This window comes from Moorena sp. SIO4A1, from assembly GCF_010672065.1.
In the GTDB taxonomy this organism is placed as follows: domain Bacteria; phylum Cyanobacteriota; class Cyanobacteriia; order Cyanobacteriales; family Coleofasciculaceae; genus Moorena.
Genome location: NZ_JAAHHX010000283.1, coordinates 1 through 2,462, shown reverse-complemented (window position 1 = coordinate 2,462; position 2,462 = coordinate 1). Strand labels below are relative to the sequence as shown.

Annotated in this window: 2 protein-coding genes and 1 pseudogene; all 3 read right to left on the bottom strand. The window is 44.6% G+C overall.

The features are described from left to right. Window positions 1–49: 49 nt before the first annotated feature. Complete coding sequence (locus F6K53_RS37315; protein WP_293084649.1) at window positions 50–1,288, bottom strand: transposase; 1,239 nt, start codon at window positions 1,286–1,288, stop codon at window positions 50–52. Then, on the bottom strand, window positions 1,248–1,853 hold the full coding sequence (locus F6K53_RS37310; RefSeq protein ID WP_293084646.1) for an IS607 family transposase: 606 nt from the start codon (window positions 1,851–1,853) through the stop codon (window positions 1,248–1,250). The genes F6K53_RS37315 and F6K53_RS37310 overlap by 41 nt, the downstream gene beginning before the upstream one ends. A 187-nt stretch (window positions 1,854–2,040) precedes the next feature. Next, a pseudogene (locus F6K53_RS37305) lies at window positions 2,041–2,462 on the bottom strand (IS200/IS605 family accessory protein TnpB-related protein); the annotation flags it as partial.

Sequence of the window (2,462 nt, the reverse complement as noted above, 5' to 3'; positions counted from 1 at the left end):
TAGGAGATTAAACTGGCCTGCACCATCGGAAAGAATCACCAACTTCTGACTAACTGATACTTTTAACCGCGACATCTTCGACATTTAAGACATCTAGTACAACATCACCGACGTGATCGGTAAAGGTGGTATCCCACATCGCCTTGAGGAAAATCCCCACGGCTCCATTGAAATCTCTATGGATTTCATACCCACATTTGGGACATTTAAAATTCTTGGATCCTCCAAGTTTCCTATGGATGTGTCCGCATTTTGTGCAGGTCTTTGAGGTGTATTCCTCAGTTATTCTTACGAGTTTGGAACCGTACCGGTTACACAAATGCCCTAAAGTCTGCGAGAATTGGTAGAATGCCCAACTCATCATCGCGCGAGCAGTTTTACTCCTTAACTTCCTCCTCTTTTTAGCTACCATCTGAGAAGTCTCAAAAGTAGGCAGAACAATAATGTCGTAGTTTCTGGCTAGATAAGACGCTACTTGTTTATGAATCTCAGAACGCAGGTTTTTTATTCTAGTCCGTTGGCGTTCCATGGCTTTCCTGAGCTTGTAACGTAGCCTCTTGAATTTCCTCCCTTTGACTTTGTCATGCTTTGACTTTATTTGGTCGAGATGACTACAAAGCTTGGCTATCTTGCTAAAATCACCATTTCCGAACTCTAAAAAATCCGAACCATCAAATCCTGTTACGAAAGTGCGGACGCCCGGATCTAAGGCAATAATTTTCTCGGTTATTGTTGGTTCAGTCCTTAGAGGCACAGGGAAGTGAGCAAACCACCTACCTTTGTTGAAGGTCAATTCAGTAGATCCCTTAGTCAGTACACAATAGTTGTGTCCCTTGAATTCTGGTAATGGTAGATGTTTTGTAGACGAAACCATCCAGTGGCCATTTTTATAGGCTGTAGGATCGAACTTTAGAGTAGCGGTTTGATCGCGAATACTCCTAAACCTGGCTAGTTTTCTTCCCCTGTCAGGGTTAAGTTTTCTTTTTTTCCCAATACCAATGTACTGTGGCTGTTTTTTCGTCTCCTTCCAGGCGGTGTAAGCTTCCATTGACGCATTGTCTAAAAGTTTTGATATACCTAGATCAATGCACCATTGAGGAATTAATCCAGAACTTTTTAAAAAAGTCCTAAATCCGTGCTTCCCTCCCTTCTTGGTAGTCTTAACATAGCCTTGTTCTCTGTTTAGATAATCAATAGATATGTTGTAGACCTTTCGAGAGGCGGCAACCCACTTCTTCCAGATCTTCTCAAGTTCCTTTACTGGATAAACTCGGTAACTCGCTGTCATCAAGGATTCGTTTTTTGTACTTCCTGAGTCCATAGAGTCGGCAACTAAAGACGTGGACGATTGCAAGGATATCTTCGACCATTTCCTGTTCTGGGCTGAGGTGCGTTTCGTCGAGAACCAGTATCTTTGTCTCAAATTTGCCGCACAGCCATGAGATAAGATCGAACCCAAAGCGGCAAAGCCGATCTTTGTGGGCAACGACAATAAGCTCGCAAGTGTTGCTGAGAACTCTGTCCAGTAAGGATTGTAGTCCAAATCTTTTGAAGTTGAGTCCTGACCCGATGTCAAAGATGACTTCACAACCGGGGTAACGAGACTTAAGAAAGCGTACTTGTTGTTCAAGGTCACTCTTTTGAGAGCGGCTTGAAACTCTGGCATATAAGATGATGTCTCTTTTTGGTTTGGCTGGTGGAATAGAGACAACTGAATCCAAGTCGTATCTTCTTTGACCTCCCGGCGTCTTGATCCCTTTGATTTTCCCGGCTTCGAGCCATCTTTCGAGAGTTCTCGTTGAAACTCCAAGTCTTTGAGCAGCGACTCTTGGTGGAACATACTTGACTGACATCGTTCTCCAAAGAGCTACTCTTTAAGTCTAAGGCAAGATGTCGATTAATGTTACGCTTTGTCAGGAGTTTTATTGATCAGGACTCAACTCCATCATCCTAGTATTTTTTGACACTTTCACCCCATGAAGCTTCCCCCACCTGGCTGTCGCCGTTCGCGTAGCGTGGCGATAGCCAGGTGGGGGTGTCCTATGCTAATCTGGAGCTAGCCCTAGCCCACAAATCACAGAGACAAGCCCAGCTTCTAGGCGGTCGTCCAGAACTTTTGCGCTTTACGACCCTCACTACCATTTCTGTAAGTGAGTTTAAACACACCTCTAGCACCGATATTGTAAGCGCCGTTTAGATTGGCCGTAGGCCACGCTACGCGAACGGCATTGAACCGCTTAGCTGAAGGGAAGGTTGCGCTTAGCATAGTTTTTTGAGTCCCGTTTAACCGTACCAGAACCATCGTAAGCAAGCTTGGACGTGTAAGCCGCCACAACTTCTATTACTTTGCCTCCTAGCTCTGTTAGAGTCATCTCAGTAAAATCGCGAATCTTTGCTTTAAGTCACTCGTGGAATCTTTGCCGCCAGTTAAACCGTTTCCGTCCACCCTTTGGTTTTCGGAG